Source organism: Mucilaginibacter auburnensis (genome assembly GCF_002797815.1).
Classification (GTDB): domain Bacteria; phylum Bacteroidota; class Bacteroidia; order Sphingobacteriales; family Sphingobacteriaceae; genus Mucilaginibacter; species Mucilaginibacter auburnensis.
The window spans coordinates 1,438,867-1,462,730 of sequence record NZ_PGFJ01000002.1 but is presented as its reverse complement, the minus strand read 5'-3'; the positions used below and the strand labels follow the sequence as shown (position 1 = coordinate 1,462,730).

The following is a 23,864-nucleotide window of genomic DNA, read 5'->3' as shown; positions in this document are numbered from 1 at the left end:
TTTAATACACAGTACATTGGATTTATTTGATAAGATTACAAAGAGTATGGGCGGCCCAATCGGGCAGCATCAAAAGTGGTCGCATGGATATTTTTCTTATCCAAAGTTAGAGGGCGAAATAGGTCCGCATATGATGTTCAACGGTAAAGAGCATCTGGTTTGGAGTTTAAATAACTACTTAGGTCTCGCTAATCACCCCGAAGTTAGGGAAGCCGACGCACAGGCTGCTGCCGATTATGGCATGGCCTACCCAATGGGGGCCCGAATGATGTCGGGTAACTCTATTCATCACGAAGAACTGGAAACAAACCTGGCTAAGTTTGTAGGTAAGGAAGATGCTTATCTGCTTAATTATGGCTACCAGGGTATGTTATCTATCATTGATACTTTGGTTGACCGTAATGATGTTATTGTATATGATGCTGAATCGCATGCCTGTATAATTGACGGCTTGCGTATGCACATGGGCAAACGCTACGTTTATCAGCATAATGATATTGCCAGTTGCGAAAAGCAGTTACAGCGCGCAACGCGTTTAGCTGAGCAAACCGGCGGGGGTATTTTATTGATCACCGAAGGCGTATTCGGCATGTCGGGAGCACAAGGCAAGCTGAAAGAAATAGCCGACCTGAAAAAGAAATTCAACTTCCGCATGCTGGTTGATGATGCGCACGGCTTCGGTACAATGGGCGCAACAGGTGCAGGTACGCACGAGGCTCAGGATTGTATTGACGAGGTGGATGTTTACTTTGGTACGTTTGCAAAATCAATGGCTGGTATTGGTGGTTTTGTTGCTGCCGATAAACAAATAGTTGATTATTTACGCTATAACATGCGTTCGCAAATATTTGCCAAAGCATTGCCTATGCCAATGGTAATAGGCTTGAAAAAACGTTTTGAGTTGCTGGTATCTCAACCACAGCTACGCGAGAAACTTTGGGAAGTATCAAATGCCTTACAAAAAGGCTTGCGTGAGCGGGGCTTTGACCTGGGTGTTACCAATACCATGGTTACACCTGTATTTTTAAAAGGCGACCTTTACGAAGCGACCGCGCTTACCCGTGATCTGCGTGAACAGTGGGGAATATTCTGTTCTATTGTAGTGTATCCGGTAATTCCAAAAGGGTTGATCATATTGAGATTGATACCGACTGCTGCTCACTCCATGGAAGATGTGCAACTTACACTTGACGCGTATACCGAGATGGGGGAAAAACTTAAAGCGGGATACTATAAAAGTGATAAAGTTGACGCTGTTTAACAACTTTGTTGTTTAACTAAAATAAAAGTGTTGAATTAATAAGAACAGCATTAGCTCATTGTGGCCTAAATTGTTCATAATTATTAAATTAGGGTGAAAAAACGGTAATTTTTTAAAAATCCACCTTACTTAATAGGTAAAATTTTTTTTTTCGATAAAACGTATTAGATTAGCTTAACAAAAACAAAAAACCTCAATAATCTTTTAAAAAGGAGTAACTTAAATGGAAAAATTTACTGAAGTAAAAAACTTAATTGCGTCACTGGAAGCAGATGCAGACAAGTTTTACAACAAAGGCAACAGTGCTGCCGGAACCCGCGTGCGTAAAGGTATGCAAGATTTAAAAAACCTGGCTCAGGCAATTCGTTTGGAAATTCAGGATACTAAAAACCAAGGTTAATTAGCTTTTGCTGATCATAGGGAAAAGAAATAAAAAACCCCCGTTAGTTTTAACGGGGGCTTTTTTATGCGGTTATTTTTTCAATCTCCTGTTTAAACCGGCTCGCGGTTTCACTACTTACCTGTACTAAAGGTAAACGTACGGTATCGTCACAAACGCCTAATATTTTAAGGGCTGTTTTAACACCCGCCGGACTACCTTCTACAAAGCAAAGGCGGGTAAAATCAACTAAGCTAAAGTGTAGTTTTTGCGCAGTTGCATAATTGCCGGCTAAGCAGGCGCGCACCATATCAGATGTTTGGCGTGGTAACGCATTGCCAATAACAGTAATAGCGCCTACGGCACCTAAAGCTATCATGGGTAAAGTAACCGGGTCATCGCCTGATATTAACAGGAAACCCTCAGGTTTATCACGCATGATCTGGTTAAACTGGTCAAAGTTGCCAGATGCTTCTTTGATGCCAATAATGTTTTTAAACTCTTTGGCTAAGCGTATAGTTGTTTCGGCGCTTACATTGCTACCGGTACGGCCCGGTACGTTATATAATATAACAGGCAACGGCGATGCCTCTGCAATAGCTTTATAATGCTGATAAATACCTTCCTGCGTTGGTTTGTTGTAAGCCGGGCTTGCTGATAGTATTGCAGAATAGCCTTTTGTATCAAAAGATTTAATTTGCTCAATCACCTCAGCCGTGTTGTTACTGGCTATTCCGGCTACTAAATCAATACGGCCATTTACCACTTCGGCAGTAAATGCAAACACGGCCTTTCGCTCATCTGCGCTCAACACTACATTCTCACCGGTGGTACCTAATGATACAATGTACTCCACACCACCCTCAATTAAATATTCAATGAGGTTTCTCAGCGCATCAAAATCTATCGCTCCGTTTGCTTGAAAAGGCGTTATAATAGCAACACCCGTTCCGTAAAATTTATTCATTATCCGAATTAAAAGGTCGCTAAGATAATAAATTTCATTGTGGATATAAGGCTCCGCGCAATTAAATCTACTGTTTTTGTAGACAATGTTAAAAGCTTGCTGAAAACCTGAAAGCTGAAGTAGCGTTAATGCCCGAATTATAAGAGCGCCCATACATCACCCTGAAATTAAGGTATTGCAAACCAACGCCAACTTCATAGTAGTTTTTAAGCTCAGGGGTTGACAGATAGTTTATATTGATAATCTCCTCCAGTTTAAGCTTACGTATTAAAGGCAATTTATTAGTTATAAAACCCGAAAAGTTGTGCTGAAGATGTCCTTCTAAATATTGGCTGGCGGTGCTGTACTGGTAATAGTTTAAAAGCAAGTAACTGTTAATAGCAGGTGTATAATACGATACCTGGTTGCCATTAAAATGATGATAATCGGTAAAGTACAAATTACTCTTGCTGATGAACTTGCCGGCAGATAGATAGAAAGAAGTTTTACCGTAAACACCCATGCTGATATTGGATTGCGATACATCAGCAGACAGCTGCGTGTAATTAACATCCGAGCCCAGTACATTATTAAATGCCTTAGTTAAGCTTAAGCCAATAGTAGGATATTTTGATGGCAGATAACGGCGGCCTGCCGGATAGGTTTCGTATTTGTTGCTGAAGTTGTAGGTGGTACGCAAACCAATTTTAAAAGATTGATTATCAGGAAAAAGAGGCACATCTACACCAGGCACAAGCGGGTTGTTAGATGTAAAGGTACGCTCCTTTCTGAAAAAACTGTAATTAGAGTTATTGGCCAGCCAGTGTCTGTTGGCCCATTCGGTAGCTATACTGGCTTGCCATGCCCCTGTTATCCTGCCTGATAGGGAAGCCGACGCGAATGTTTTTTGGTAAAGTTTTTGAAAATTCTGCCGCTCAAATAAGGTGTAATAGGAGTTGATCAGGTTACTCATCGGGCGGTTATTGTTCATGTCTGCAACGTCCGAGCCACCGTTTAACCCCAGCATAAATTTGCCGGCAGGCATTGTAACGCTCGCATTGGCATTGAACAACCTGTTAGCAAAACCATAACGCAGATTGGTGCGCACACTAAAATTGCGGTTGTTCAATGTATCAATCCTCTTAGTAAAGCTTGCCCCGTAATTTATAGCCAGCCCTTCAACCGTATTGAACAGCAACGACGTTGGGATAGGGTCGAAATGATAGTATTCTCTTTTATAACGGTTACGGATATTAATACCACCTGCAATAAAATTGCCCAGCTTTACTTTGTTGTTGGCTTTATCTAATGAATCAAGGTAGGGTTTTGATTCGCGCTTAAGGGCCAATGCTTCTTTTTTCCGGTAATCATTCTTTTCTTCGTCTGTTAACGGGATAGGCCTTTGCTCCAGCCAGTATAAACTATCTTTTTTGTTTACATCGCGGGTTATGCGTAGCAACTCATTAAAATCCTTTTTGCCAAAGGTTGGGTTAACGTCATAGTTGCTGTATACGCATATAAAGTAACCGCCTACTTTAAAGCCAAGTAAGCCGGCTGTAAAATCAAACCGAACAGTTGATGGTAGCCATGCGTTGGCTTTTACCGGCAAAAACTGCTGATTAACCCTTAGGGTATCAACAAAACGTATGTTAGCTTTTTTGGTGATGAACAGGTCTGCAGCGGTTATGCGCCAGCTGTCATCCTGAATGTAAATAAAACCTTCAAAACAAGGATCGTGCTCACGGCGTGGAGTAACTTGTATTTTATTTACTTGCTGCCCATCCTGTGTAGCCTGACCAATGTATTTATACCGGTAATAAAACAGCGCGTTATCTGCAATAGGAGAGATAAGTGGTCGCAGGCTTATTTCGCCCCAATCCTGGTAGTTTTCATAAAAATCAACTTTGAGGTCGGATGCCCGGTTAAAGCTAAACGCCCGGTTGTTGCCGGATACTTTTGAAGAGATCATTTCTTCGTGTACCTGATCGGGGTAACTAAAACTCAGTTTGGATTGAGATTCAGACAAATAAATTATTCCACGGCGATTGGAGTCTAAACCCATACTTTGAGTTGCTGCACTAATGTCACGCCCCATAAAACGTTTAGGCGCATCCAGCATTTTTTGTAAACCTTTTATGTAAACATCGGCAGTGAAGTTTTTAACCTCTTTTAAATGAAACTTGCGTTTTTTAATAGCTTCCCTTATTATAGCATAAGACGGATCTTCGCCTTTTGCACTAATTGATACGGTTTGTAGCTGGTAAACCTCGGTTTTCAGGATTACATCCTTTACTTCGTTTTTTTGCAGGTCTATATTAATAATTTCCTGCTTATAACCAACAGCCCGGTAAACTATGGTACGCTGTCCCTTATTTAAAGTTAAAGTGTATTCACCCTCGTTGTTGGCAGACGTACCGTTGGTGCTATTCTGAATATACACGGTTGCAAACGGGATTGAATGGCCGTTATCATCGCTTATTTTCCCGCGTAAAGTGTATTGCTGCGCAAACATTTGCAACGAAGCTAACGCCATAGCAATTGTTAAAAGTAAAGGTTTCATGTTAAAGTGCCGTAAGTAGCCGCTAAGATGCAGTTATTTGAGTAAAACAATAAAACGTGAGGTTGTTAATTAATGTTAAATAAGCGCATAAAAAAACCTGCTTTGTTAAAAAGCAGGTTTTAGTTTTTAAGAGTTTGCCGGCAGGGGCTTCCGGTTATAATTTTATGTCAGAAAAAAAGCACATTAGCAGGTGGTTTTAATGACCATCATGCTGTTCAAGCGTTATTTGTCTTCTTATGGTCTCTTCCAATGAAATAAATGTCTCGGTACGTTGAATACCTTTTACATTTTGTATGTGCTCATTCAAAACCTCACGCAGGTGGTTAGTATCATGGCAAATTATTTTGGCAAAAATACTGTATAAGCCGGTAGTGTAATGCAGCTCCACAATCTCTTTAATCGCTTTTAATTGTTTAACCGCTTCGGTGTATTGCGACCCTTTTTCAAGGAATATACCCAGGAAGGCAGTAATGTCATAACCCAGCTTTTGGGGGTCAACTTCAAGGCTTGCACCTTTAATTACGCCCATCTCCTCCAGCTTTTTCATACGCACGTGTATGGTACCACCGGACACGATCAATTCCTTGGCGATCTCGGTGTAGGGGGTGGTTGCATTTTTCATCAATATTGACAAAATCTGTATATCCAGATTATCAATTTCTAAATTTTGCGCTTTTCTGTGGGACATAAATTTGAATTTCAATATTTAAATACAAGTTTAATTAAAATTTGTATAAAAATAAAATAAATTTGTTGAAATATTTGCAAGAAAGGTGCAGCTGTATTACTTTTGTATCAAGCAATCGGAAAAACCTAATCGACGCTCTTTAAAATATTATAATGTTGGGTGGTGAAATTTTTGGCAGACACACCTCCTTGTCCCGGTGGCGGAGATCATGGGAAACCCGAAGCGGGCTAACCACTCTGTGGAGGTTCGAATCCTTCCCCAACAGCAATTCACTGGCGTGAATTAAATACTGTGGGATGGTGAAATTTTTGGCAGACACACCTCCTCGTCGCGGTGGCGGAGATAATGGGAAACGCTTAGTAATAAGCATAACCACTCTGTGAAGGTTCGACTCCTTCTCCTACAGCTCTTCTCATAATTTAGGTTTATAATTGGTTAGTAAAGGCCCCTGCCCATCAGGGGCTTTACTTTTTTAAAACCTTTTGTACCAAAAAATAGGCACTCTAAGTATTGAACACCAAGCTTCGAAATGAGTATAAAACTACTTCATAACTCTATATTCTTCATTCAGCGTTCAATATAAAAAAGCCTCCCGACTAAATCAGAAGGCTTTTTATAGGAAATCTTTCAATCACAGGTCAGACTAAAATATTTTAAATCCAATACTCAACGCCCAAAGGTTTTGACGCTGACCATAATTTTCATTCAGTTTAGTTAAGCCGCCCTCATAACGCAAGTCTGCAGTAATTGAGCCAATATCAACACCTGCACCTACCTGAAATCCTAAAGTGCTTTTGTTGTAATTGCCAAAATCTGCATAAGCTCCACCAAAGTTAGCAGAGAAGTTTTTACTCTGATCCATAATGTATGAGTAGATAGGGCCACCCATTATGCGAAAGTTCAGGTCGTCATCTCCAATTGCGGTACCCACTAATAATGGAACGTTCAGCGTAGTGAATTTAACATCGCCACTGTAGTTGGTGCCGTTGTTATTTGAATTGAACTTACCGCCTTTGCTGCTCAAATAAAGCTCCGGTTGAACGTAAACGCCTGTGCCTATACGGCCAAACAAACCTGCCTGATAGCCTGCAACTGTTGATTCGTTTAAATTATCAGTAGTTATCTTTGAAAAATTTACGCCACCTTTTACTCCTAAGCTAAATTGTGCGTGGGCGCTTATGCTCACAGCTATAAGCAGTGCTGCACTTAATAAATACTTTTTCATAACAGAATTATAAGGTTGTTAAAAATAGGGCTAATAAACCCATTAATTTATGATATTAGCAATTGCTGTACCAATTTTTTGGGTAATGCAAATCAGGTTATTTTTATATTTGTGCAAAATAATTAAACATGGCAGAGGTAAGCATCAGTAATAAAGACTGGGAACGCGTAAAAATTAAAATACAAAGAAAGTATAACCATCTTTCTGATGAGCAATTGAATTACACCGAAGGTCAGGAAGAAGCTCTAATAAATAACTTAATGCACCTGGTGAACCGTAAACGTGAGTATGTGGTGTTCACGCTAAAAAAAGCTTTGGTTAATATAGACAATAACAGACTGTAAAAACTCTGTTAAGTGTCTTATTAATACAGATCTATTTTTTGTATTTTTATAATTCTAACTTTTACTAAATGCAGGTGGGTGTGATTAAAAAATACAGAAAGATCGTTTTGTCGGCGGGTTTGCTGGCATTTGCAATAGGCACATGGAGTTTTAAAGACGACCTTTTCCAGATATCTAAAAATTTGGAGGTATTTGCTTCTTTATATAAAGAGGTAAACGTTAACTACGTTGACGACATTAACTCGGCCGAGATGCTCAAAACCGGTGCCGATGCCATGCTCAATGGCCTTGATCCTTACACAGAATTTGTTCCCGAATCAGAAATAGAAGATTACAAATTACACTACGTAAGTACGCAGTACGGTGGTATTGGCGCAAGCATATTTATCAGAGACAATAAAGTTTTTGTATCAAGTGTGTTTGAAGCTTACCCTGCACAAAAAGCAGATGTTAGGGCTGGTGATCAGATCATCTCCATTAATGACGTGCCACTGCAAGGCAAAAATAACGATCAGGTTAGCACCTTGCTTAAAGGTTCAAATGGTACTGCAGTTAAGCTGGTGGTTAAACGTGATGGTGAAGCGAACACTTTAACAAAAAGTGTTGTACGCGATGAGATCAAGCAGCCTAATGTATCTTACTACGGCATGGTTGATGGCAATATGGGGTATATTAAACTGGATAAGTTTTTAGAAAATTCAGGAGATGAGGTAGCAAGCGCGCTTATCGCTTTAAAAAAGAATAACCCTACAGGCATCATACTTGACCTCCGCTCAAATGGTGGTGGTATTTTGCAGGAGGCTGTAAAGATACTTAACTTGTTTATACCGCAAGGCACCGAGGTGGTTGTACAAAAAGGTAAGCTTAAAGAGAAAAGCTTTAATTATAAAACCATGTCGCCGGCAGTAGCGCCTGATATGCCTTTGGTAGTATTGATCAACAACCGCTCAGCTTCAGCATCAGAAATTGTAGCAGGAGCTGTGCAGGATCTGGATAGGGGGGTAGTGATTGGTCAGCGTAGCTACGGTAAGGGATTGGTTCAGCAAACGTTCCCTTTGCCATATAACAGCTTGGTTAAAATTACTATCGCTAAATATTATGTACCATCAGGCCGTTGTATCCAAGAGTTGGATTATGCGCACCGTAAAGACGATGGCAGCGTTTTAAAATTTGCCGATTCGCTTATACATGAGTTCAAAACAAAAGGTGGTCGCTCTGTTTATGATGGTAGTGGAATTTATCCCGACCTGTCTATAAAGCAAGAACGCTATGCCAGCGTTACGCAAGTGCTTATAGGTAAATTGTTTTTATTTGACTATGCTACTAAATACCGCGATTCGCATCCTAAAATAGGCGATCCAAAAGGATTTAGTCTGAGCGATGCTGAGTACAACGACTTTGTTAAGTATCTGGCAGATAAGAATTATACTTATAACACTATCTCTGAGCGAACTTTAGATGCTCTGAAAGCTGATGCAACTAAAGAGAAGCAGTTTGACCAGATCCAGACTGAATATGAATCTCTTAAAGCGAAGTTAATGAACAGTAAAAAGAATGATCTTCAACTTCATAAATCCGAAATTAAACAAGCTTTAGAGGATGAGATCGTGTCTCGTTACTACTACGAAAAAGGCAGATTTGAAGCAGGCTTTAAATATGATAAAGAATTAGCCCAGGCTGTAAAAACTTTGCAGGATAAAAACTTGATAACTTCAATTTTGCGCGGCGATGGTAACTATAAAGTTATTGGCAAACCGGTTTTAGCTATGGCTGATAAGAAAGCAGCTGCGGATAATAAGGATGAAAAATAAGCATTACTCCGTAATGGAATAAGAAAAAGCGGTGCCCTGCAAGCACCGCTTTTTTTGCGAGTAAACTTTTTGCTTTTAAACTTGTCATAAGCTTTATTAAATGCAATAGCTATGAAAAAAATTAGTTTAATTTCCGCTCTGTTGTTAAGTACTTTGCTTTTTAAAACTGCCGACGCGCAGATCAGCTTAAATGTTAACATTGGGGCGCAGCCAGCCTGGGGACCGGTTGGCTATGATTATGTTGAGAATTATTACCTGCCGGATATTGACGTTTACTATGATGTACCCGCTCATCAGTATGTTTATTTAAACAATAACGTTTGGGTACGCTCGCGTGCATTGCCCGCACGATATTCAAATTACAATATTTATAACGGCTATAAAGTGGTTGTAAACGAACCACGACCATGGTTAAGGGCAGACGTAATACGCGCTAAATATGTGGGTTACAAAGGCCGTCATGATCAGGTGATCATTCGTAACAGTAAAGATGTAAAGTATGTTAACCATTGGAAACCCGGCAAAGGACCTAAAGGTCCGGGAAGAGGCCCTGCAGGAGGTCCTCCGGGACATGGTCCGGGTAGAGGACATGGAAAAGGACCCAAACACTAAATTTTATTGATATTAATATAAATTACAATGCCCGCGTAAGCGGGCATTGTTTGTTTTAACGTATTTGAGTTAAATTTTTTCTATTCAGATAGCACACTCGATACCTTGTACAAGGTTTTGCCATCTTTAATAATTGGCTCATAATAAACGCCATCAGGATCAACATAATAATCAACCCCTTTTAAGGTAACTTTCTGGCTATCTTTTGGTAGTTTATTAATTGTGGTTCCGATCTTTGGTAAAACCATGTTGCCATCAGGGGTATTTAAAACGCCATTCTCGCCGGTAACCATATATACTTTTTCGCCTTTTGTGTTAGTTTTAAGGGTATAATAAACACCACGATATTCATAATATTGTGCGCCATTAATTAAAACGGAATGTACATTTTTACCCAAAGTTGGCACCGCTGCACCAACAGGCGGGTTGGTTACGGTATATCCACCGGTATCATTAGCGCGATAATAAGCACCGTTGGTATAGTAATATAAATCAGCGCCAACGTAGAATGGATAAAAGCCAAGCGGCATTGCTCCTAATTGAAAACCTTCATTAGGATACCCCAGATCATTATAACCACGACCTGTGTAAGGTTTTTGATAGGCACCCGGATAAAAACCCATGCCCCAACCCGACCCCCACCATGGCCAGTAACCAAAGCCTCCCCAGCCAAAGCCGTAGCCCATACCCATATAAGGCCCGGTTCCCCAAAAAGCGCCGCGCCACTGTGCCTCGGCGTTTGAAGAACTGAAACAAAGCCAGGCTACCAGTAAAAATCCGGCAACACTTTTTGACAGCTTACTCATCTTAAAATTTGTTTGTATTCCGTTAGACTAATTTAGCTTGAATTGGTTTAAAACGGATAGGATGTAAATTTATTTTTCTAACAGCTCTGCCGGGAAAGTTAATTTAAAAGTGCTACCCTCATTAACCTCAGACTGAACCGATATTTCAATACCATGAAAGTTAGCTATTGATTTAACAATTGGCAGCCCCAGTCCAAAACTATCCTGTTGTAAAGATTGCCTGAATTTTTTAAACCGGTTAAATATAAAGGGCAATGCTTCAGCGCTAATGCCTATACCGGTATCAATAATACTGATCACCAATTTTTCATTTTCCATTGAAGTTACTACCATTATCTCGCCGTTAGGCCGGTTGTATTTAATAGCGTTGTTTATGAGGTTGAAAAATAAATTGAACAACAAAAAACGGTTGATGTTGACCAACGTTTTATCATCGGGAATAATAAGTGTGCAGGTAATATCTTGCTCAACAAATCTTACAGATATTTCATCATGCACTTCCTGCAGTAATTCTCTTATGCTGGCTTTATCCTCTTTCAAAAACTGTTCGTTCTCAATTTGAGATATAAGCAGTAATGTTTTGGTAATACTTTTAAGTCTGTTAAGTATCTTCTGCATTTCCAGCATACGCAGTTTAAGGTCTTCTGCTATATCCTCCCGCTCAAACATGTTCTCAATTTTTGATTGCAGAATGGATATAGGCGTCATTAACTCATGCGACGCATTTGAAATAAACTCCCGTTCTTTTTGAAAAGCAGCCTCAATAGCCTCTATCATTTTATGAATACTTTGATCCAGGTATTGAAAGTCGGTAGTGTTGGTTTTTATTTCTTTATACGACCCGAAGTTGGGGAACTTTCGGTTCAATAGCTTGGTTTTAATGATCAAGCCTAATGGCCTTAGCAGGTAGTTGGTGTACAGCTGATCGGCCAGCACAGTAAGTAGTATCATGCCCACCAACAGCATAAATGCTATGTTTTGCAGCGGTGCACTGGTATCATTAAGCGTAGCAGTACTTTTGCCTATCTCAAGCAGGTATTTTTGGTTATTGAGCTTAAACGCGTGGCTTAATATGCGGTATTCAATAGTATCGCGCCCAACCAAGCGCTTTTCATTTTTAATGGTATCAATAATATCGTTAGCAACGGTATCCACCTCTATGGTAAGATATTCGTCTTTAAGTGGCAGGTAATAACTGCCATAGGTTTCACCGTAGGGTATATAGTCTTCAATGCCTTGTTGTTCAACAATTTGCAAAAATTTGCTCTTTTGCCTTATCAGCTTATTATCAACGTAATTGCGGCTAATATTAGCAATGAGTACCGGCACCAGTAACACAAACAGCACGGCTATTACCAATTTTGAAATGGCATTGAACAGCGTGAGTTTGGTGTTTAGTTTCAATATTTTAGTTGAGTAAAGTAATTTTATAACCCAGTCCCCTTACGGTTTCAAGCCAATCGGGCGGCGCGTAGGCGTTTAACTTTTTGCGTATGTTTTTAATGTGCGCATCTATATAGTTTGAATCATAATCATCATTAATAATGCTGCCCCAAATATGCTCGCTTAGCTGTGTGCGTGTAAGCGTGCGGTTTTTATGCAAAATTAAATAAGCTATTAAATCAAATTCCTTTTTAGTGATGGTGTTAATAACGCTGCCATTATAGGTTATAGTACGGTCGGTTAAGTTAATGGCAAAATCTCCCAGTTGAACAATGCTTTGCTTCAAGCCAAACTTTCGGCGCAGTATGGCCTGCATTCTACTCTGCAACTCTAAAAGCGAGAATGGTTTGGCTAAATAATCATCAGCGCCCTGATCAAGACCCTGCACCCGATCATAAACTTCTGCCCGGGCAGTTAAAATAATACAAACCGCATCGGGGTTATGTTGCTTGGCTTCTGTAAGCAGGTCCATGCCATCGTAATCAGGCAGACCAAGGTCAATCAAAATAAAATCGTATAAATTAATAGCTACCTTTTCCGAGCCTTGTTTACCGGTGTGGCATACTTCGCAAATATAATTATGGTTGGTTAAAAATATTTCAACCTCTTTGGCAAGTGCAACCTCATCCTCTATGATCAAAACATTCATGGCGTATCAATAAAAAAGATAGAAAAAAGTAAGGTTATAGAATGATTCGCGCTTGTTTCTTAATGAGCCCTGAACGTTTACCGGTATGGAGTATTTGTAGGCAAACTCAAATGTGTAATGCGGACGATTATATGCAATAGGAAGTTTAAAACTATAATTCAGCGCATTGAATCGACCGTTATTGTACTGATAGGCAGAGTTATCCAACTTAATTACGTTTGGATTTAATATACCCTCCTGATGATCGAGCGAATAGGTGTGGACAAAATTTTGCGTACCCAATATCATGCTCACAGTAGGGTTAAACGTTAAATAATCGTTATTGCTGAACAAGCGCCAGTCGGGCTCGAAGTATTTAGATTGACTAAGCGTAATAAAAAAGTCGTTTGAGCGGCCAAACAGATAGTCCATCACTACAGTTGATTTAAAAGGCCCCCAGTCATACGCATTCTTAAAATTAATATCATTATTAGTGGCCGATTCAATTATGCGCTGTTCTTTATTGAAAATGAAGCGGGTGTAACTAATAGAACCCGAAAATTTCTTGGATGGGCGATATAAGTAACCACCGCCAATATCTATTTCGTCAATAGAAGTACGGTAGCCAATGAGGCGCAGTACAGAGCCATATGCAAAAAAGCCTTGCTTGGTATTATAGATAACATCTGCCGAGTAAAAAGGATAACGTATAGGGCCCGTGCGACCAAAGAACATGGCATCGCTGCCGAAATTTAAACCTACAGATATTGATCTTTTACGAATGATGGTATCAGTATCGGCATAAAAAGTTGTAGCGCCTTTGGGCAAAAGCAATTTTCCTGCTGATGCTTCAAGGCTGGCGGCTATTATCAATAAGAATAATATGCGTATAAACTTCATTTATAGTTTACTAATTATTCAGGGTTAGTTATTATTTCTTCTTGGTATTTCCGGCGGACGCTCCATACCTTCCGGACGACGCTCGCGCTGACGTTTAGGCGGTTGCGCATCGTCAATCTTTTCCGGCTTAGCCTGGCGTTTAGCTTTCTGTACCTCTTTTATTCTTTTCTCATCCTCCTCCGGAGGCTGTTTTTTTATTATGGTATCTGTAAAGGGTAAGCTGTAGCGATCAGTATAATGGATTTTTGCAAATGGCACCTGCTCAACCACGCGTATGGGTGTTGACCACAACAAGGTTGGTGCAAAAAGCAAAAGTATCACAATATACACAAACCACCTCATCACTAAACGATAGAAAAATGTAAAAAAATGTTAAAATAAGGATAACAATGCCTGCGGTTATTCAATACCGGCAGATTTTTGGAGCTAAATTTACCCTTATAGTTTAACAAAGCAAAGCAGAAAGCTTTAGGCTGTTTTGATGCCTTTTGAAGTATAAACACGGTTTTGATCGTCGGTAATAACGCAGCTAACCTGGTTCAACTTATTCATTAAATATAAACCGGCATTAATGCCCATGGCCATTAACGGCGACGTTAAAGCGCTTGAAAACTCGGCTGAAGGACTTAATACATAAATGTTTTCTATAGCACTAACCATAAAGCCGCCACCGTTATTTACCTTGGCGGGCTTTTGTTTATTTACAGCGGTAGCCAGCGCCATGTTACTAATATCCAAATTTGCCAGTTGCTGATTGTTAAAGCCTGAAAGGGCTGTTGCCGCGGTCCATGGTTCCAGATCAGGCTGTATACCCCAGGTTAATATGTCACCATCAAAAGTAATAACACCCGAACTTACACCTTCCATTTGCAGCAGGTATTTAGCCCTGTCGGCAGCGTAGCCTTTAGCAATAGCAGCCAGACTGATACGCATACCCTTTTCTTTTAAAAATACAGTACATGCATATGGGTCAACAACCACAGCCTGATAATTAGTTTTAGTAACAGAGTAGGGGATGGTTGCTAACGGAGCAGAGTTATTACTGTCAATAAATATTTTATCAGCCGAGTAGTAGGTAATATCAAAAGTGCCGTAGGTAAGTTCGGCTATTTTAAGGGAGCGTTCTATTAACCTAAATATTTCACCGCTAACTTTAACAGGTTGCATCCCGGCGTTACGGTTAATAAGGTTTATTTCACTGTCCTCGCCGAAAGTAGTTAACAGCTTTTCAACGCGATTTATCTCAGCAATAGCACTGTTAATGCGCTGGTTTGCCACGGCATGGTTTTCGCCAACAACACTTATCTCAAAATTGCTACCCATTAAACGGGTTTCATGCCCGAAAACCGTTAAATTATTTGCCGATGTATTTTTTAGAGCCAGCATAATACGCCTGTTAAAAGTTATTAACTAACCGGCGTTCCTGAGAAAATAGACCATGCAGAACACAGGTATAATAAATTAACAGCTAAAGTAAAACGGCTTTATGAAAATAACATGAAAAGGGGATGCGGATGTGCAGATGTGCAAATTTGTAAATGAGCGGATGTGCGAAAATGGAGAGGGGCGAATACAGATGTGAAACGATAATCATCTTGCATATCTGCATATCCACTCATTTGCAAATCTATTAAGCTACCGTTCCCTCTTTCAGTTTCTCTGCATTTTCAGCAAACTGAAGTGCTTCCATTACTTCCAATATATCGCCATTCATTACGCCTGACAGGTTATAAATGGTTAAGCCAATGCGGTGCTCGGTTAAGCGGCCCTGCGGGAAGTTATAGGTACGTACCTTAGCCGACCTGTCGCCGGTAGCCACCATGGTTTTGCGTTTTTTTGATGCTTCTTCCAGGTGTTTTTGTAATTCCAACTCGTATACGCGTGAGCGAAGTACCTGTAAAGCTTTATCAAAGTTTTTTAACTGCGATTTCTGATCCTGGCATTGCGCTACTAAACCGGTAGGTAAGTGAGTTAAACGCACAGCAGAATAAGTAGTGTTAACTGATTGTCCGCCCGGGCCCGATGCGCAGAACAGATCTTTACGTATATCGGCAGGGTTTAATACAATATCAAATTCATCCACCTCAGGCAATACCACAACTGATGCTGCTGATGTGTGCACACGGCCCTGTGTTTCCGTATCAGGTACACGTTGTACACGGTGAACGCCCGATTCATATTTCAGCGTACCATAAGCGTCCTCTGCAATTACGTTGAACACGATCTCTTTGTAACCACCCGCGGTGCCTTCGGTATAGTCAACCAATTCAGTTTTCCAGCCGCGTTTCTCGCAGAAACGCATATACATACGGTAAAGGTCGCCGGCAAAAAGTGCTGCCTCGTCGCCACCTGTACCACCACGAATCTCAACAATAGCGTTTTTAGAATCTTCCGGATCTTTAGGGATCAGCATCAAACGGATCTTTTCTTCCATCTCCTCCTGTTGAGTCAATAGTTCGTCAAGTTCCATTTTCGCCATCTCTCTAAACTCTTCATCCTTCTCGGTAGCCAGAATTTTTTTGTTGGTGTCGATGTTGCTCATAATGTTGCGGTATATATTATACTCATCAACAATTTTGGCCAGATCTTTATATTCTTTATTTAGTTGGGCAAAACGCTTCATATCAGCCATGGCATCAGGGCTGCTCAGTTCAGCTTCTACATCTTTCCAGCGTTGGTTTATCGCCTCTAATTTATCTAACATAATATATTATTGTAAGAGGCAAAGCCTCCTGTAAAAAAAGTGCACAAAGTTACAGAATTTTAAGGGAGTGTAAAAGGTTAAAGCTTAAAGGTGAAAGGTTTTGACATTTTCAAGATACCTGTTGTTGCTCTTGTTGCTCAAACCTTTCCAATTTAAGCTCTACACCATCAAAAACGGCGTAGGAGTTATAGTTGATCCATTCACCCAGATTTATGTAGCGGCTATCCGCGCTCAATTGTATATCCAGCGGGAAGTGACGGTGGCCAAATATCAGGTAATTGTAGGGCGTGGTTTTGATCACATCGTGGCTATACTCTACCAGCCATTTTTGTTCTTCTATTTTACGCTGCTCATTAGCCAACCCGGCTTCACGGCTTTTACCCGACCAATAATTGGCTATACCCACACCTAAATTAGGATGCAGCCGTTCAAACAACCATTGGCAAACCTTGCTGCGGAATATCTTTTTTAGAATTTTATAAGCGCCATCGCCCGGACCAAGCCCATCGCCGTGGTGAAGAAAGAATTTTTTGCCGCCGCGCTCCATTACCATTTCATTGGTGATGATTGTAGCGTTCAGTTCCTTTTCAAAATAACCAAACATCCACATATCGTGGTTGCCTTTAAACAAATAGATCTTTATTCCGGAGTCGGCTAACTCGGCCAGTTTGCCAATAAAGCGTACATAACCCTTAGGTATAACTGTATTGTATTCAAACCAAAAGTCGAATACATCACCCATTAAAAACAGCTCGGCAGCATCGGCCTTAATGCTATCCAGCCAGCGTACTAAACGCGCCTCACGTGTGCGGCTATTCTCGTAACTGCCCGCGCCTAAATGAAAATCAGATGCAAAGTAAAGTTTGTTGCCTGTTGCCATCGGGCCAAAAATACATTTTAAGCGCAATATATTGCTGAAATGATTGGGTTTATGGCAAACTGTTTGTTGTGTTTAATAGTTGTGTAACATGGGCAACCGACACATTTACTCACCCGGTCTGCGCTGCGCTGGACCACCCTCGCTAACCTTCGGTTAAAGAGGGTATAGGTAATAAATTTCCTCCCCTCTTTGAGAAGCAGAGAGGGGTGACAAGCGAAGCAAAGTCGGGGTGAGTTGATAAAGGAGCATTAAAAGAAGCACTATGAGATCTATCTGGAAAGGTTCAATTGGATTTGGACTGGTTAACATACCTGTAAAACTGTTTTCGGCGGTGCAAACCAGTAGTTTGGATTTTGACATGCTGGATAGCCGCGACCACTCACGAATTCGCTTTCAGCGGGTCAATGAGCAAACGCATAAGGAAGTTCCGTATGATAAAATTGTAAAAGGCTATAAGCTGGACGATGATTATGTAATTATGGACGATAGCGATTTTGAAGATGCCGCGCCGGAGAAGAGCCGCATCATCACCATTGAAAGCTTTGTTGACATCGCTGATGTTAACCCCATGTTCTACGAAACATCCTATTATACCGAACCGGATACGAAAAATAACAAGGCGTATGCTTTGCTGCTGCAGGCTTTGGCAAAATCAAAAAAGGCAGGCTTGGCACGTTTTGTACTGCGAAGCACCGAAAGCCTTTGTATAGTGCACCCGGTTGATAACGTATTGGTGGTAACCCGCATAAGATTCGGACAGCAGATTCGCAGCACCGAAGATTTGAAGGTTGGCGATAAGGTAACCATCAGCAAAAAAGAGTTGGATATGGGTTTAACGCTGATTGAACAATACGCCGAAAAGTTTGATGTATCTAAATTTAAAGATGACTATACTGAATCATTACTTAATATAATAAAAGCAAAGGCCAAAGGCAAACGTGCCAAGGTTAAAAAGCTTACGCCTAAGAAAACAGGCAGCGATGACCTGTACGATCAATTAATGGCCAGTTTAACAAAGAAAGGAGCGTAACTTATGGGCCTGGAAACCTATGTAAAAAAGCGCGATTTTAAACAAACCAGCGAACCCAAGGGTGGTAAAAGCGATAGTAAAAATTTAAGTTTTGTGATACAGCGTCACCATGCTTCGCGGCTTCATTATGATTTCAGATTGGAACTGGATGGTACGCTGAAAAGCTGGGCAGTGCCCAAGGGCCCGTCGCTTAACCCTAATGATAAACGTCTTGCCATGATGGTGGAAGACCACCCTATAGACTACCAGCATTTTGAAGGTATTATCCCGAATGGTAATTATGGTGCGGGGGTAGTTATTATATGGGATAAAGGAACGTACACGTCGCTGGCCGACGATAGGAAGGATGATATAACGCAATTACGGGCGGGTTTAAAATCGGGCAATTTAAAGTTCAGGCTGGATGGCGATATTTTAAAAGGCGAGTTCGCTTTAGTGAAGATCAAAAATCCTAAAGATGATAACGCCTGGCTGCTTATTAAGCACCGCGACGAATTTGCCGTTGATGATTTTGACAGTGAGAATTTAGTGCCTGATGCTGTTAAGAAGATGAAGAATAACAAGGAGGGTAAGGCAAAGGCTTTACCCAAACAGCATAAGGTAAAAGAATTTGATAACAGCGAAACCGCTGAAGAAGAGGAAGATCAGTACTTTACTGCATACACCGGTAAAGAAGTTATGCTGGTTAACGGCGATAAAAACGATGCAAGCAAAACCTACAAAAAACTCATATCCGAACTAAAAGCCGTAAAGCGCGAAGCGGTTTTTGAAGGCGAAATAGTGAAAGAGGGTCGCACCAACAAATTTAAAATTACCGACCTGATAAGTTTAGATGAACACGACCTGAGCGGCTTGGAACCGAAAAAACGGAGCAAGTTATTGGAGGCTTTTGTGGAGCAACTGGGAAGTAACCTAATAGTGTTAAGTGACGAATAACTACTACTATCTGCATTTTGTAGCAATATAAATTATTAACAGTTTTAACTACCGCTTCGTATATTGCACAAAATTTTCAGTTATGTACAATTTCTTATTACATCTGCATTCCGGTTTCAGGTATGTAGTAATGGTGATGCTGGTGGCAGCCATATTGGTTGCATTTGCAGGGTGGTTAGGTAAACGCGAATACAGCGAGGGTAACCGTAAGCTAAACTTGTTTGCCATGATATCTGCCCATACTCAGTTTTTGATAGGCTTGATACTGTACTTTGTTAGTCCGTATGTTCAATTTACCAGTGTTACTATGAAAGATACTACCTTGCGCTATTGGACAATGGAACACTTAGTAATGATGCTTTTTGCTATTGTACTGATTACTGTTGGCCATAGCCGCGCTAAAAAAACGGTGTTGCATGATGGTAAATTTCGTGCGATAGCTATTTATTACTCGTTAGCACTTTTAGTGATCGTAGCTGCCATATTGCAAAGTGGCCGTGGTTTGTTTGGTACCAACTAAAAAAAACGAATAAATATTTTGCTATATTAAAATTCTTTATATTTTTGTGACCACAATGATCAAAAACAACAATAGAAACTTCTGGTGGCACTCATTAAATTGGGCAGCCGGAGTCTCGTTTGATCAGCAAGACTAATCAATTGTAAACCTATACAAAAACCCGGCGAGTCCTCCTCTGCCGGGTTTTTTGTTTTACACAATATTGAAAATACTAAATGAAAAAGTTTAAAATTACCACCACTTACAAAAAGCTACTTGCCGATACTACTACGCCTGTTAGCATATACCTCCGCCTGCGCGATGTTTTCCCCAATTCGCTGCTGTTAGAGAGTTCTGATTACCACAGCAGGGAGAACAGCCTGAGCTTTGTTTGCTGCCAGCCCTTTGCAGGTTTGCAATTAAATGATGGCACGCTTAGCAAAAGCTACCCGGATGGCGTTAAAGAAGAACTGAAAGAGGGCAGTTTTGAGTTAATAGACCAGATAAGCAACTTTTTGGGCAGCTTTGAAACAACAACGCTTCCGCTTAAAATAACATCAAATGGTTTGTTTGGTTACTTTACGCATGAGGCCGTTGAGCATTTTGAAACCATTAAACTAAAAAAGAGCGACGATACCACCCGCAAAATACCGGTAATGCAATACCATCTTTACCGTTACATCATTGCGATAGATCACTTTAAAAATGAGTTATATATTTTCCTGAACTCAACGGAAGGCGACACGCAGGATGTTGGTATAAGCCGTATTGAAGATCTCATTAAAAATAAAAACTTCCCTGAATACAGTTTCAGGAGCGATGGCGAAGAAAAATCTAACCTGAGCGACCAGGGCTTTATAGCTATAGTGGAGAAAATGAAGCAGCACATTTATCGCGGCGATGTTTTTCAGATCGTACCGTCGCGTGCTTTTTCCAAGAAATTTATCGGCGATGAGTTCAATGTTTACCGTGCGTTACGTTCTATCAACCCATCGCCTTATTTGTTCTATTTTGACTTTGGCGATTTTAGAATATTCGGCTCATCTCCCGAGGCGCAGATCACCATTAAAGAGCGCCGCGCAACTATTTACCCTATAGCCGGTACATTTAAACGCAGTGGCGACGATATAAAGGATGCCGAAATAGCCATGAATTTGAAGAATGATGCAAAGGAATCAGCAGAACACGTAATGTTGGTTGACCTTGCACGTAACGACCTGAGTCGCCATTGCGACCATGTGGAAGTGAAGGCTTTTAAAGAGGTTCAGTACTACTCGCATTTAATTCACCTGGTATCAATGGTGAGCGGCCAGTTACAGCCTGATGTGCCAACCTTTAAAGTGGTTGCAGATACGTTCCCGGCGGGCACGCTAAGCGGCGCGCCAAAATACCGCGCTATGGAAATTATTGACGAGAACGAGAACATAAAGCGCAGTTTTTATAGCGGCGCTATTGGTTACCTGGGTTTCAACGGAGATTTTAACCATGCCATCATGATCCGCTCTTTTCTAAGTAAAAACAATACGCTGCATTATCAGGCAGGTGCGGGTATAGTAGCAGGATCAGTAGCAGAAAGCGAATTAAACGAAGTAAACAATAAAATAGCGGCCTTGCGCAAAGCAATTGAACTGGCAGAAGAGCTATAACCACTAATCCCTGAAGGGAACAAACAAATTGATTAAAACGTACAAGATATTATTATGAGTGAACAAGGACAGACACAGGCTTCTAACCCTGTTAAGGCATCGGCGGGCAAGATTTTAATTATAGATAATTACGATTCGTTTACCTACAACCTGGTGCATTTGGTTAACGAAATTGGTATGCAGTGCGAGGTATGGAGAAATGATAAATTTAAACTGGAGGATGTTGATGCTTTTGATAAGATCATACTTTCACCAGGTCCGGGCATTCCATCAGAAGCTGGTTTATTGCTGGATGTGATAAAAATATATGCAGCTACCAAAAGCATTTTTGGCGTGTGCTTAGGTCAGCAGGCCATTGCAGAGGCATTTGGAGGTAGTTTGTACAATCTGAAACAGCCTATGCATGGTATTGCTACGCCGATAAAGGTTACTGATGAGCATGAGCAACTTTTCCAAGGTTTGCCACATGAATTTAAGGTAGGCCGTTACCACTCGTGGGTAGTTGATGAAAATAACCTGCCCGATGTACTGACCATTACCGCTGTTGATGAGCGCGATAACTCAGCTATGGCACTGCGCCATAAATTTTATGATGTACGCGGCGTGCAGTTTCACCCTGAGTCAATTCTTACAGAGTATGGTAAAGAGATGATGCAGAATTGGTTAGCATTGCGTGGGGAGTTGGTAACGAAGTAACGCCCCATAGTTTTAAAAGCAACCCCTCCCCCGGGAGGGTAGGGAGGGGTTTGTCCGCCGGGCTAAACCCTTCCCGCCACTTCACTGGCAGCCGCACCCTTCCCCAAGGAAGGATGTTTTGATTGATACTTAATTACAAGGCAAAGCACTATCTTTGATCTCAAATGAGCATTCCAACATACCCTGTTCAAGGGCAAACCATATTAGATAAAATTGTTGTTCGTAAACGCGAGGAAATAGCAGAAGCTAAAGCAAAGATCAGCGTTCAGGAACTGGAGAACTCGCCGTTGTTTGGCAGGGAAACCTATTCTTTTAAGCAGTTTTTGCTTGACCCAACCCGCACAGGTATAATAGCAGAGTTCAAGCGCAGATCTCCATCAAAAGGAATTATAAACGACAGGGTAAGTGTTGAAGAGGTAACAACCGGCTACGCAGCTGCGGGAGCTTCGGCATTGTCGGTGCTGACCGATACCGATTTTTTTATGGGCACGCAGATAGACATTTTGAATGCACGTGCTGTTAATCATATACCGATCCTTCGTAAAGATTTTATGATAGATGAGTATCAGTTATTGGAAGCTAAGGCATGGGGAGCAGATATTGTTTTATTAATTGCCGCCATACTTACACCGGTAGAAATTGATACACTGGCAACCCTGGCAAAAAGTTTAGGCTTAAATGTATTGCTGGAAGTGCATAACATGGAAGAGTTACAACGTAGTATTCATCCTAAATTGGATGCAATAGGTGTGAACAACCGTAACCTGGCCGATTTTACCGTATCAGTTGATACATCATTCCAATTAGCCGACCATATCCCGGCTGAGTTCATGAAAATATCCGAAAGTGCCATCAGCAACACAAAAGTTATCAGAGAACTTAAGCAGGCTGGCTTTAACGGTTTTTTAATTGGCGAAAACTTTATGAAACAGGAAAACCCGGGCGCGGCAATGGCTGAGTTTGTGAAGGGGCTGTAATTAAGGTAAAAGGTTTAAGGCGAAAGTAAAGTGCTTGATTTGTAGAATCGGGCCTTTGCTATTTTGCTTGTTATTGTGTTATTGGGCAATTGTGGAATATGCATAACGGCAAACTATCAACGTGAGATTGCTTCGTTCCTCGCAATGACGCGTAATTTGACAACTTAACTACCCCACCGTCTTTGCGAGGAACGAAGCAATCCCGAACTTGACAGGCCGCGTTGTAAGTGTTAGTGATGAATCATAAAATTAACAACTAATTCCATTAAACCCACACCATCACTTCCAGTCAAAACCACATAGTTTAAAGAATTTTAGTTTTTGATGAGAGGTGGTATAGTGAGGATGGCCCTGGCCATCGCCTTAATGATTATAGTGGGTAACAAGGCGAAGGCCCAGGGGTTCCATCAATTAACTCCTTCAGATTTTCAGGGCGTCCCCCGTCCGCGTATGATGGGCCATGTAGCCTACACCAATTGCACCATTGATTTTAGCTACCGTGCTTATCCAGACAGAGGTGGTTATTATAGTTTATATGCAACGGTAAATCTGTTAATTAACCGCGACCGCTGCTGGCTGGACACCCGAAACATTATATCAAAAGCCATGATGGATGAAGTGTTGAACCATGAGCAGGGGCATTACCTGATTGCCTACCTGGAACAACAGGAGCTACTACGGCAAATTAACCGTACCCGTTTTACAGCTAACTACAAAGCTGAGGCCATGCGTTTGTTTGATACTATTGATGCCAAGTACAAACAACTGAATACAGAATACGAAACCGGAACACAACACATGCAAAACCGCGCGCAGCAACGCAGTTGGGACGACTACTTTAAAAAACGTTTAGACAACCCTCCGCCGCTGGCACAAAATAATTATTGATGAAA

General features: G+C 41.0%; 24 protein-coding genes and 1 tRNA gene. 13 read left to right on the top strand and 12 right to left on the bottom strand.

Annotated features, from left to right (window positions below; genetic code table 11):
- The first annotated feature begins 16 nt into the window (after positions 1-16).
- The gene (locus tag CLV57_RS17230; RefSeq protein ID WP_100342618.1) at positions 17-1,261 is read left to right on the top strand and encodes an aminotransferase class I/II-fold pyridoxal phosphate-dependent enzyme; all 1,245 of its coding nucleotides are present in this window, start codon (positions 17-19) and stop codon (positions 1,259-1,261) included.
- 223 nt (positions 1,262-1,484) lie between these two features.
- The gene (locus CLV57_RS17225; RefSeq protein ID WP_100342617.1) at positions 1,485-1,661 is read left to right on the top strand and encodes a histone H1; all 177 of its coding nucleotides are present in this window, start codon (positions 1,485-1,487) and stop codon (positions 1,659-1,661) included.
- 64 nt (positions 1,662-1,725) lie between these two features.
- Here the strand turns inward: CLV57_RS17225 and dapA are convergent, their stop codons facing one another.
- The 3 genes from dapA to CLV57_RS17210 all read right to left on the bottom strand — a co-directional run bounded on the left by dapA (position 1,726) and on the right by CLV57_RS17210 (position 5,834).
- Positions 1,726-2,607 carry a 4-hydroxy-tetrahydrodipicolinate synthase gene (gene dapA, locus CLV57_RS17220; protein WP_100342616.1) on the bottom strand — a complete coding sequence of 294 codons (882 nt, stop codon included), beginning with the start codon at positions 2,605-2,607 and terminating at the stop codon, positions 1,726-1,728.
- Between the two features lie 88 nt (positions 2,608-2,695).
- Positions 2,696-5,146 carry a DUF5686 and carboxypeptidase regulatory-like domain-containing protein gene (locus tag CLV57_RS17215; RefSeq protein ID WP_100342615.1) on the bottom strand — a complete coding sequence of 817 codons (2,451 nt, stop codon included), beginning with the start codon at positions 5,144-5,146 and terminating at the stop codon, positions 2,696-2,698.
- A gap of 196 nt (positions 5,147-5,342) precedes the next feature.
- Positions 5,343-5,834, bottom strand: coding sequence for an Lrp/AsnC ligand binding domain-containing protein (locus tag CLV57_RS17210; RefSeq protein ID WP_100342614.1), 492 nt, complete (start codon positions 5,832-5,834; stop codon positions 5,343-5,345).
- 153 nt (positions 5,835-5,987) lie between these two features.
- Here CLV57_RS17210 and CLV57_RS18445 point away from each other — a divergent pair.
- Positions 5,988-6,099 (top strand) — tRNA-Asp (locus CLV57_RS18445).
- Positions 6,100-6,477: 378 nt separating this feature from the next.
- Here CLV57_RS18445 and CLV57_RS17205 read toward each other — a convergent pair.
- Positions 6,478-7,059 carry a porin family protein gene (locus CLV57_RS17205; protein WP_100342613.1) on the bottom strand — a complete coding sequence of 194 codons (582 nt, stop codon included), beginning with the start codon at positions 7,057-7,059 and terminating at the stop codon, positions 6,478-6,480.
- Between the two features lie 128 nt (positions 7,060-7,187).
- On the opposite strand from CLV57_RS17205, the gene CLV57_RS17200 reads away from it, so the two are divergent.
- From CLV57_RS17200 to CLV57_RS17190, 3 genes are all read left to right on the top strand, one after another.
- A complete protein-coding gene (locus CLV57_RS17200; protein ID WP_100342612.1) occupies positions 7,188-7,403 on the top strand; it encodes a hypothetical protein in 216 nt (71 codons plus the stop codon).
- A 68-nt stretch (positions 7,404-7,471) separates the two neighbouring features.
- Positions 7,472-9,214 carry a S41 family peptidase gene (locus CLV57_RS17195; protein WP_100342611.1) on the top strand — a complete coding sequence of 581 codons (1,743 nt, stop codon included), beginning with the start codon at positions 7,472-7,474 and terminating at the stop codon, positions 9,212-9,214.
- 111 nt (positions 9,215-9,325) lie between these two features.
- Entirely contained in the window at positions 9,326-9,826 is a 501-nt protein-coding gene (locus CLV57_RS17190; protein ID WP_100342610.1) for a hypothetical protein, read from the top strand.
- 80 nt (positions 9,827-9,906) lie between these two features.
- Here CLV57_RS17190 and CLV57_RS17185 read toward each other — a convergent pair whose 3' ends face one another.
- From CLV57_RS17185 to CLV57_RS17150, 8 genes are all read right to left on the bottom strand, one after another.
- Positions 9,907-10,632, bottom strand: a complete 726-nt coding sequence (locus CLV57_RS17185) for a DUF6515 family protein (RefSeq protein WP_100342609.1) — start codon at positions 10,630-10,632, stop codon at positions 9,907-9,909.
- Positions 10,633-10,701: 69 nt separating this feature from the next.
- Positions 10,702-12,036: a sensor histidine kinase gene (locus CLV57_RS17180; RefSeq protein ID WP_100342608.1), complete on the bottom strand. Its 1,335-nt coding sequence runs from the start codon at positions 12,034-12,036 to the stop codon at positions 10,702-10,704.
- A gap of 4 nt (positions 12,037-12,040) precedes the next feature.
- A complete protein-coding gene (locus CLV57_RS17175) occupies positions 12,041-12,724 on the bottom strand; it encodes a response regulator transcription factor (RefSeq protein ID WP_100342607.1) in 684 nt (227 codons plus the stop codon).
- 6 nt (positions 12,725-12,730) lie between these two features.
- Complete coding sequence (locus CLV57_RS17170) at positions 12,731-13,603, bottom strand: hypothetical protein (protein ID WP_100342606.1); 873 nt, start codon at positions 13,601-13,603, stop codon at positions 12,731-12,733.
- A gap of 24 nt (positions 13,604-13,627) precedes the next feature.
- A complete protein-coding gene (locus CLV57_RS17165; protein WP_100342605.1) occupies positions 13,628-13,945 on the bottom strand; it encodes a hypothetical protein in 318 nt (105 codons plus the stop codon).
- A gap of 126 nt (positions 13,946-14,071) precedes the next feature.
- Positions 14,072-14,989, bottom strand: coding sequence for an FAD:protein FMN transferase (locus tag CLV57_RS17160; protein WP_100342604.1), 918 nt, complete (start codon positions 14,987-14,989; stop codon positions 14,072-14,074).
- Between the two features lie 244 nt (positions 14,990-15,233).
- On the bottom strand, positions 15,234-16,307 hold the full coding sequence (gene prfA, locus CLV57_RS17155) for a peptide chain release factor 1 (protein ID WP_100342603.1): 1,074 nt from the start codon (positions 16,305-16,307) through the stop codon (positions 15,234-15,236).
- Positions 16,308-16,416: 109 nt separating this feature from the next.
- The gene (locus CLV57_RS17150) at positions 16,417-17,187 is read right to left on the bottom strand and encodes a UDP-2,3-diacylglucosamine diphosphatase (protein ID WP_100342602.1); all 771 of its coding nucleotides are present in this window, start codon (positions 17,185-17,187) and stop codon (positions 16,417-16,419) included.
- A 262-nt stretch (positions 17,188-17,449) separates the two neighbouring features.
- On the opposite strand from CLV57_RS17150, the gene ku reads away from it, so the two are divergent.
- The 7 genes from ku (at position 17,450) to CLV57_RS17115 (ending at position 23,859) form a co-directional block, all read left to right on the top strand.
- Positions 17,450-18,217: a non-homologous end joining protein Ku gene (gene ku, locus CLV57_RS17145; RefSeq protein WP_100342601.1), complete on the top strand. Its 768-nt coding sequence runs from the start codon at positions 17,450-17,452 to the stop codon at positions 18,215-18,217.
- A gap of 3 nt (positions 18,218-18,220) precedes the next feature.
- Entirely contained in the window at positions 18,221-19,153 is a 933-nt protein-coding gene (locus tag CLV57_RS17140) for a DNA polymerase ligase N-terminal domain-containing protein (RefSeq protein ID WP_100342600.1), read from the top strand.
- Between the two features lie 82 nt (positions 19,154-19,235).
- Positions 19,236-19,673 carry a cytochrome B gene (locus CLV57_RS17135; protein ID WP_100342599.1) on the top strand — a complete coding sequence of 146 codons (438 nt, stop codon included), beginning with the start codon at positions 19,236-19,238 and terminating at the stop codon, positions 19,671-19,673.
- A gap of 215 nt (positions 19,674-19,888) precedes the next feature.
- On the top strand, positions 19,889-21,298 hold the full coding sequence (locus tag CLV57_RS17130; RefSeq protein WP_100342598.1) for an anthranilate synthase component I family protein: 1,410 nt from the start codon (positions 19,889-19,891) through the stop codon (positions 21,296-21,298).
- A gap of 54 nt (positions 21,299-21,352) precedes the next feature.
- Positions 21,353-21,994, top strand: coding sequence for an anthranilate synthase component II (locus CLV57_RS17125; RefSeq protein WP_100342597.1), 642 nt, complete (start codon positions 21,353-21,355; stop codon positions 21,992-21,994).
- A 164-nt stretch (positions 21,995-22,158) separates the two neighbouring features.
- Positions 22,159-22,971 carry an indole-3-glycerol phosphate synthase TrpC gene (gene trpC, locus CLV57_RS17120; RefSeq protein ID WP_100342596.1) on the top strand — a complete coding sequence of 271 codons (813 nt, stop codon included), beginning with the start codon at positions 22,159-22,161 and terminating at the stop codon, positions 22,969-22,971.
- Between the two features lie 324 nt (positions 22,972-23,295).
- A complete protein-coding gene (locus CLV57_RS17115; protein WP_157799208.1) occupies positions 23,296-23,859 on the top strand; it encodes a DUF922 domain-containing protein in 564 nt (187 codons plus the stop codon).
- Positions 23,860-23,864: the final 5 nt, after the last annotated feature.

What these genes read in the sequence shown, in the direction of transcription:
- CLV57_RS17225 (WP_100342617.1), top strand. Translation starts at nt 1,485, where the DNA reads ATGGAAAAATTTACTGAAGTAAAAAACTTAATTGCGTCACTGGAAGCA.
- dapA (WP_100342616.1), bottom strand. Translation starts at nt 2,607, where the DNA reads ATGAATAAATTTTACGGAACGGGTGTTGCTATTATAACGCCTTTTCAA.
- CLV57_RS17215 (WP_100342615.1), bottom strand. Translation starts at nt 5,146, where the DNA reads ATGAAACCTTTACTTTTAACAATTGCTATGGCGTTAGCTTCGTTGCAA.
- CLV57_RS17210 (WP_100342614.1), bottom strand. Translation starts at nt 5,834, where the DNA reads ATGTCCCACAGAAAAGCGCAAAATTTAGAAATTGATAATCTGGATATA.
- CLV57_RS17205 (WP_100342613.1), bottom strand. Translation starts at nt 7,059, where the DNA reads ATGAAAAAGTATTTATTAAGTGCAGCACTGCTTATAGCTGTGAGCATA.
- CLV57_RS17200 (WP_100342612.1), top strand. Translation starts at nt 7,188, where the DNA reads ATGGCAGAGGTAAGCATCAGTAATAAAGACTGGGAACGCGTAAAAATT.
- CLV57_RS17195 (WP_100342611.1), top strand. Translation starts at nt 7,472, where the DNA reads ATGCAGGTGGGTGTGATTAAAAAATACAGAAAGATCGTTTTGTCGGCG.
- CLV57_RS17190 (WP_100342610.1), top strand. Translation starts at nt 9,326, where the DNA reads ATGAAAAAAATTAGTTTAATTTCCGCTCTGTTGTTAAGTACTTTGCTT.
- CLV57_RS17185 (WP_100342609.1), bottom strand. Translation starts at nt 10,632, where the DNA reads ATGAGTAAGCTGTCAAAAAGTGTTGCCGGATTTTTACTGGTAGCCTGG.
- CLV57_RS17175 (WP_100342607.1), bottom strand. Translation starts at nt 12,724, where the DNA reads ATGAATGTTTTGATCATAGAGGATGAGGTTGCACTTGCCAAAGAGGTT.
- CLV57_RS17170 (WP_100342606.1), bottom strand. Translation starts at nt 13,603, where the DNA reads ATGAAGTTTATACGCATATTATTCTTATTGATAATAGCCGCCAGCCTT.
- CLV57_RS17165 (WP_100342605.1), bottom strand. Translation starts at nt 13,945, where the DNA reads ATGAGGTGGTTTGTGTATATTGTGATACTTTTGCTTTTTGCACCAACC.
- CLV57_RS17160 (WP_100342604.1), bottom strand. Translation starts at nt 14,989, where the DNA reads ATGCTGGCTCTAAAAAATACATCGGCAAATAATTTAACGGTTTTCGGG.
- prfA (WP_100342603.1), bottom strand. Translation starts at nt 16,307, where the DNA reads ATGTTAGATAAATTAGAGGCGATAAACCAACGCTGGAAAGATGTAGAA.
- CLV57_RS17150 (WP_100342602.1), bottom strand. Translation starts at nt 17,187, where the DNA reads ATGGCAACAGGCAACAAACTTTACTTTGCATCTGATTTTCATTTAGGC.
- ku (WP_100342601.1), top strand. Translation starts at nt 17,450, where the DNA reads ATGAGATCTATCTGGAAAGGTTCAATTGGATTTGGACTGGTTAACATA.
- CLV57_RS17140 (WP_100342600.1), top strand. Translation starts at nt 18,221, where the DNA reads ATGGGCCTGGAAACCTATGTAAAAAAGCGCGATTTTAAACAAACCAGC.
- CLV57_RS17135 (WP_100342599.1), top strand. Translation starts at nt 19,236, where the DNA reads ATGTACAATTTCTTATTACATCTGCATTCCGGTTTCAGGTATGTAGTA.
- CLV57_RS17130 (WP_100342598.1), top strand. Translation starts at nt 19,889, where the DNA reads ATGAAAAAGTTTAAAATTACCACCACTTACAAAAAGCTACTTGCCGAT.
- CLV57_RS17125 (WP_100342597.1), top strand. Translation starts at nt 21,353, where the DNA reads ATGAGTGAACAAGGACAGACACAGGCTTCTAACCCTGTTAAGGCATCG.
- trpC (WP_100342596.1), top strand. Translation starts at nt 22,159, where the DNA reads ATGAGCATTCCAACATACCCTGTTCAAGGGCAAACCATATTAGATAAA.
- CLV57_RS17115 (WP_157799208.1), top strand. Translation starts at nt 23,296, where the DNA reads ATGAGAGGTGGTATAGTGAGGATGGCCCTGGCCATCGCCTTAATGATT.